This is a genomic window from uncultured Intestinimonas sp. (assembly GCF_944387245.1).
Lineage (GTDB): Bacteria > Bacillota > Clostridia > Oscillospirales > Oscillospiraceae > Intestinimonas.
In genome coordinates, this window is record NZ_CALXEE010000110.1 from 1 (window position 1) to 5,305 (window position 5,305).

8 protein-coding genes are annotated in these 5,305 nt (G+C 64.6%); 2 read left to right on the top strand and 6 right to left on the bottom strand.

Translation table 11 applies throughout. The annotated features are described in order from the left end of the window. On the top strand, window positions 1–600 hold a 600-nt coding region (gene spoIIR, locus Q0K15_RS10530; RefSeq protein ID WP_294515801.1), incomplete at its 5' end, for a stage II sporulation protein R. Between the two features lie 2 nt (window positions 601–602). On the opposite strand, the gene Q0K15_RS10535 is transcribed toward spoIIR, so the two are convergent. From Q0K15_RS10535 to Q0K15_RS10555, 5 genes are all read right to left on the bottom strand, one after another. After that, a complete protein-coding gene (locus tag Q0K15_RS10535; RefSeq protein ID WP_294515802.1) occupies window positions 603–1,046 on the bottom strand; it encodes a hypothetical protein in 444 nt (147 codons plus the stop codon). Window positions 1,047–1,059: 13 nt separating this feature from the next. Further along, window positions 1,060–1,491 (bottom strand): cell wall hydrolase, encoded by a 432-nt coding sequence (locus Q0K15_RS10540; protein ID WP_294515803.1) that lies wholly within the window; start codon window positions 1,489–1,491, stop codon window positions 1,060–1,062. 21 nt (window positions 1,492–1,512) lie between these two features. Continuing rightward, window positions 1,513–1,890 (bottom strand): hypothetical protein, encoded by a 378-nt coding sequence (locus Q0K15_RS10545; RefSeq protein ID WP_294515804.1) that lies wholly within the window; start codon window positions 1,888–1,890, stop codon window positions 1,513–1,515. 179 nt (window positions 1,891–2,069) lie between these two features. After that, window positions 2,070–2,192 carry a hypothetical protein gene (locus Q0K15_RS10550; protein ID WP_278045144.1) on the bottom strand — a complete coding sequence of 41 codons (123 nt, stop codon included), beginning with the start codon at window positions 2,190–2,192 and terminating at the stop codon, window positions 2,070–2,072. A 145-nt stretch (window positions 2,193–2,337) separates the two neighbouring features. Then, window positions 2,338–3,168, bottom strand: a complete 831-nt coding sequence (locus Q0K15_RS10555) for a YihY/virulence factor BrkB family protein (RefSeq protein WP_294515805.1) — start codon at window positions 3,166–3,168, stop codon at window positions 2,338–2,340. Between the two features lie 149 nt (window positions 3,169–3,317). On the opposite strand from Q0K15_RS10555, the gene Q0K15_RS10560 reads away from it, so the two are divergent. After that, the gene (locus Q0K15_RS10560) at window positions 3,318–4,469 is read left to right on the top strand and encodes a stage II sporulation protein P (protein ID WP_294515806.1); all 1,152 of its coding nucleotides are present in this window, start codon (window positions 3,318–3,320) and stop codon (window positions 4,467–4,469) included. A 641-nt stretch (window positions 4,470–5,110) separates the two neighbouring features. On the opposite strand, the gene Q0K15_RS10565 is transcribed toward Q0K15_RS10560, so the two are convergent. After that, the coding region (locus Q0K15_RS10565) for an AzlD domain-containing protein (RefSeq protein WP_294515807.1) at window positions 5,111–5,305 on the bottom strand (195 nt) is incomplete at its 5' end.

Sequence of the window (5,305 nt, forward strand, 5' to 3'; positions counted from 1 at the left end):
CGCTGGGAGGCGGCGCTGATGGCGGGGTTGGCCATCGCCCTGCTGGCAGGGCTGTGGCTGGACCGGGAGCAGGCCGCCCTGGCCGAGCAGGTGGTGCGCCTCCACGTCATCGCCAACTCCGACTCCGTCGCCGACCAGGCGCTGAAGCTCCAGGTCCGGGACAAGGTGCTGGAGGCGGCGGCAGAGGCCTGCGCCGGGGCCCGGAGCGCCAAAGAGGCGGTGGACCTCCTCCGCCGGGCCCTGCCCGAGCTGGAGACGGCGGCGGAGGAGGCGGTGACGGCCGCCGGGGCGGACTGCCCGGTCTCCGCCTCCCTGGAGGACGATGTGTGGTTTCCCACCAAGACCTATGACGGCTTCGCCCTCCCCCAGGGCCAGTATACCGCCCTGCGGGTGGTGCTGGGCGAGGGAGCCGGGCGGAACTGGTGGTGCGTGGTCTTTCCGCCCCTGTGCCAGAGCTCCGCCACTGAGGCCCAGCCCGTCCTGGCCGCCCTGGGCCAGGAGGAGGCCGCCCTCCTCACCGGGGAGAGCGAGGGCTATGTCATCAAGTTCAAGGCCATGGAGCTCTGGGAGGGCTTCTGCCGCTGGGCGGAGGGGGACTGACTTCAGTTCCCCCGGCCCACGTTCCAGGAGATGTTGCCGGTGCCCAGGCCGTAATTGCCGGCGGGCACCTCTCCCACCCCGGGGATGGTCACCGTGGGCACCGTGGAGGCGCCCGCCTGCCCCGGACGGCGGCCCGGCAGGTAGAAGGTGATGAACTTGAGAGAGAAGATGTCACAGACCATGAAGGTCTGGGTGGTCTCCTCGTAGAGGGTGAGGTAGCTCCGGCCCACGGAGTAGAGGATGCCCTCCTTCTTGATCATGGCCTGGAGCCCCACCAGGAACTCGCAGGAGACATAGGCCCCCAGATTGTCGGACAAAATCTGCTGGAGGGAGCCCCGCATGGTGTCGGTGTTGAAGTTCTCCTCCGGCGGGGTCACCAGCCCCCCGGAGCCCTGGGCCTGGTCCATGGCGATGCTGCGGACGGCGTTGGGATAAAATTGACTCATAGCGCTCCTCCTTCTAGGTGTCGGCGTAGGCGGGGGTGGGGTTGTAGAAGCAGTGGTTGCCGATGCGCACCACGAACTCCCCCACCCTGGAGGGGAAGTTCTGCCGGCAGGTGGGGCTGAAGGGGTTGAAGTACCACAGGGCAAAGCCCAGGTTGGTCAGCCGGTTCCCCGCGATGGCCCACTCGGCGATCTCGTAGTGGATGGGCTCCACCGACATGTTGTAGATGTTCTGGGCGTTGTAGCGGCCCCCGATGGACTCCCGGGCGCAGTCGAACTGCCCCGGCTGGTAGATCACCGCCCGGATGGTGGGCTCCAGCCGGCCGTACTCCCCATAGTCCACCTGGACCCGGTTCATCACCACGCAGGCCACCCCCTTCATGCCCTGCTCCCCCTCGCCCCCGGCCTCACACTGGATGATGCGGGCCAAAAGCTCCAGATCTGTCATGATATCCCTCCCGATGCGGCGTCAGGCGGCGGTCTGCCCCTTCTGGTCCAGGAACCGCAGCAGGGCCGCCAGCAGCACCAGTACCGAGGCCGTCAGATTGGTCCGGGCGGAGGACGCCGCCGCAGGGGAGCCCCTGGTCTGGTCCACCGCCCGGAGGGCCAGGCAGAGGAAATACCCCAGTGCCCCGATGAGGACCGCTCCCGACAGCAGCCGGAGCTTCCGGACCCGCTCCTGGGCCTCCCGGGCCCCGGTGTCGTCCCCGGCCAGGGCCAGACATACCCCGTCCCGCTGGAGGGCCGTGGCCTTGTAGGAGAGCAGCACCGACCCGATCACCGCCAGTATGTAGCCCAGGGAGTCGTCCAGCGTCCGCGCCTCCCCCGCCAGGATGTCTTCCTCCATCTCCCGGTCACCGTCCTTCTCCCTGTGCTGCCCCCATTCTATACGGGAAGGGGGATGTTGGTGCATGTTCGCCACAGAAGAGGGGGCGTTTCGGAGCTGCCCCGCCCGGCATCAAAAAGGGACCTCTCCCTCTCCACGGTGAGCGCCGTGAAGAGAAGGAGGTCCCCTTTTTGCCCCTTTTACGCCGCGGAGGATTCCAGCTCCCGTTCGGCCTCCCACTCGCTGTCCGCCGAAAAGAGGAACCGCCCGGCCCCGTCATAGACTTCGATGTGTCCTCTCACCCAACGCATGCTGTATTCCATCTTTCAGCGCTCCTTTCCGCTCCTTTGTTGTACCCCAAGGATAGCAAATATAAAGTACAATAAAACGGACTTTCAGCGCGGATGGGTCCGAAAAAAGGGACCGCCCCTCCCCCCGGCCTTTTGGGTTCGGGAGAGGGGCGGCGGTTCAGTTTTTCCGGCGCTTGTACCAGACGTAGTTAAAGACGTTGCCCAGGATGAAGATGTTGCCGCACAGGTAGAGCCACACCAGCAATATGATGACGGAGGCCAGGGACCCGTAGACCAGGGAGTACCGGGAGGAGAGGCCGATGAACCAGGAGAAGAGCATGGAGGCGGCCACCAGGGACACCGAGGCCAGGATGCCGCCGGTGAGGATGGGAGGCCGGGGATGGCCCTTGGGGGCGGCCAGGCGGTAGGCCAGCAGCACGAAGAGGAGAACCAGGCAGAAGAGGATGAGGAAGCGCAGGGACTGCCAGTCCCCCACCACCCGGGCGATCCAGACAAAGCGGCCCTCCACCAGGTGGAGGAACCAGTTTCCGGTGAGGAGGACCACCATGGAGAGGTAGATGGTTACCAAAAACAGAATGGAGAAGAGGACGCTGGCCACGATCTGGCCGATCCCACGGTAGGTGGGGCGCTCATAGATGTCGGCCATGATGTTCATGAGGGCCCGGAAGGCCGCTGAGGCCGAGAAGAGGACCATGGTGAGCCCGGCGAAGAACATGGTATTGGACTGGTTGATGGAGATATACCGGATGTACTCCCCCAGGATGGGGAGGATCTCCTGGGGGAGAAAGCCGTCCGCCGCCTCCAGCACCAGGTTGACGTCCAGCCGCAGCAGGCCCACAAAGGCGTTGATGCAGATGAGGACGGGGAAGAAGCTGAGGATGAGGAAATAGGCCAGCTCTGCCGCCGAGCGGGAGACCCGCCGGTCAAAGTACACCGTGACCATTTCCCGTATAAAACGCACCCCCGAGGAGTCCCACATCGCCCGCATAGCCCTACCTGCCTTTATCTGAAGTGTCCATCCAGTATATCACAGGGCGGGGAGAATCTCAAAGGCTTTCCCGTCGTTTTTCGGGGGACATAGGAGCCGGACCCGGCGCATAGACTCTCCAAGAAACGAAAGAAAGGACGGGGAGCGCCATGAAAAAGGGACAAGGCCGGTGGACGAGGATGCTGCGGAGGGGGGTGGCCCTCTTTTTGACCACGGTGACGGTGTGGGTGCTGTCGCTGACGGCGGACATGGGGGCGGCGGCGGAGACCTTCCGCACCCTGGCGGAGAGCCCGGCCTTTGTGTCGGCGGCCCTGCGGGCGGAGCTGGGCAACCTGCCGGAGGAGGAGACCGGCCTCACCGGCTGGCAGAAGCTGGTGCTGGGCCAGTCCCCCACCCTCTCCGCCGGTGTGGGCAAGGGGGAGACTACGGAGGAGGTACAGGCATCCCCTCCGTTCACCGGCGAGCCCGACGACCCGGAGGACCCGGAGGAGCTCCCTGAGGTCACCGCCGCCCCGGAGGACATCGTGGGCAAGACCCTGCTCCCCACCAGCGGCGCCGGCTATGACAGCGCCCAGGGGGTGTACATCGAGAACCGGCCGGGGCTGGCCCTGGACGTGGCGGCCATGGCGGAGGCTCAGCTCACGTTGACCTTGCCGGAGGAGGGCCCCCAGGTCCTCATCGTCCACACCCACGGCAGCGAGGCCTATACCCCCGACGGAACCGACACCTACGCGGCCACCGGGGAGTGCCGCACCACCGACACGGAGAAAAGCGTGGTCCGGGTGGGGGACGAGATCGCCAAGGTGCTCACCGAGATGGGGCTCACCGTGGTCCACGACACCGCCCTCTACGACTACCCGGAGTACAACGGCGCCTATGACCGCTCCCTGGCGGCGGTGGAGAACTGGCTGGCGCAGTACCCCACCATCCAGGTGGTGCTGGACGTCCACCGGGACGCCCTCATCGGCTCCGACGGCACCGTCTACAAGCCCATCACCACCATCAACGGGGAGAAGTGCGCCCAGGTCATGCTGGTCATGGGTTCCAACGCCCTCTACGACCACCCCAACTGGCTGGAAAACCTGGCTCTGGCGGTGCAGGTCCAGAAGGAGATGAACACCCTCTGGCCCACCCTGGCCCGGCCCATCGGCCTCAGGGAGAACCGCTACAATCAGCAGACTGCCCCCGGCGCCATGCTGGTGGAGGTGGGCAGCCACGGCAACACCCTTCAGGAGGCCCTTTCCGCCGCCCGGATGTTCGCCAGGGCCTTGGGGGCTGTGCTGCTGGAATATAAGGGGTAAGGGGTAGCCTTGCGGTGTGGTTTATGTCACGACTCGTCGGACCACTTTTCTTGTGAGGCGCAGCGCATCTCTGAAAACCTTCCCCCCTGAGGGGGGAAGGTGTCATGGCCATTGGCCATGACGGATGAGGGGGCGTTAAGTGTTCCCGTAAGGAACGGTCAAAGACCGTTTCGCTTCCCAGCTGGAAAAAGAACGGTTTTTGGAATCCAAAGAAAAAGGGGCTCCGAAATGGGTTGAGTGGTCCCAAATAGGAATCCGGCGGCCCGTCTTTACGCCCCCGTAGAGGACCGGCACCGTCCACAGTGGACTACCTTGGCGGAACAGGGAAAGGCTGTGGTTCTATCCACAATTTTTTCGCCGCCTGCGTGGGTGGGTGTCGGAACGTGGTGGCGCTGCCTGGGATTGCCGTTGCTGCGATGTGGGTGGTGTTCATCGCTGTGTAGGCGAAGACTGCGGCGTGGGTCAGCGGGCGGCGTTCCCTTTTCTAAAAATCGAGCGGGCGCTGCCGTCGGCAGCGCCCGCTTAGCGTTTCTATTCTGTTTCTGCTTTCGTTACCGGGCGAAAGCGTCCGTTCCGTACTTGTTCCGGAGCGCTACCAAAGTTCTTTTTGGTCCTTTTTCTTACAAGAAAAAGGACGAGGATCAGAAAACGGCCTGGACCAGCACCATATAGAGGATGGTGCCGCCGAAGATGCTCAGGAGGTTGTTGTGCTTCCAGAGGTGGAGGACCACCACCACGGCGGCGGAGATGACCTGGGGTGCCCAGCCGGCGAAGGCGGCCAGGTCGGTGCCCCAGCCGAAGCTGATATTGCGCAGGCAGTAGATGATGAGCATGGC

Bases quoted from the DNA above. Each gene is read 5' to 3' on its own strand.
- Q0K15_RS10550 (WP_278045144.1), bottom strand. From the start codon at position 2,192: ATGGAATACAGCATGCGTTGGGTGAGAGGACACATCGAAGTCTATGAC.
- Q0K15_RS10535 (WP_294515802.1), bottom strand. From the start codon at position 1,046: ATGAGTCAATTTTATCCCAACGCCGTCCGCAGCATCGCCATGGACCAG.
- Q0K15_RS10545 (WP_294515804.1), bottom strand. From the start codon at position 1,890: ATGGAGGAAGACATCCTGGCGGGGGAGGCGCGGACGCTGGACGACTCC.
- Q0K15_RS10540 (WP_294515803.1), bottom strand. From the start codon at position 1,491: ATGACAGATCTGGAGCTTTTGGCCCGCATCATCCAGTGTGAGGCCGGG.
- Q0K15_RS10560 (WP_294515806.1), top strand. From the start codon at position 3,318: ATGAAAAAGGGACAAGGCCGGTGGACGAGGATGCTGCGGAGGGGGGTG.
- Q0K15_RS10555 (WP_294515805.1), bottom strand. From the start codon at position 3,168: ATGCGGGCGATGTGGGACTCCTCGGGGGTGCGTTTTATACGGGAAATG.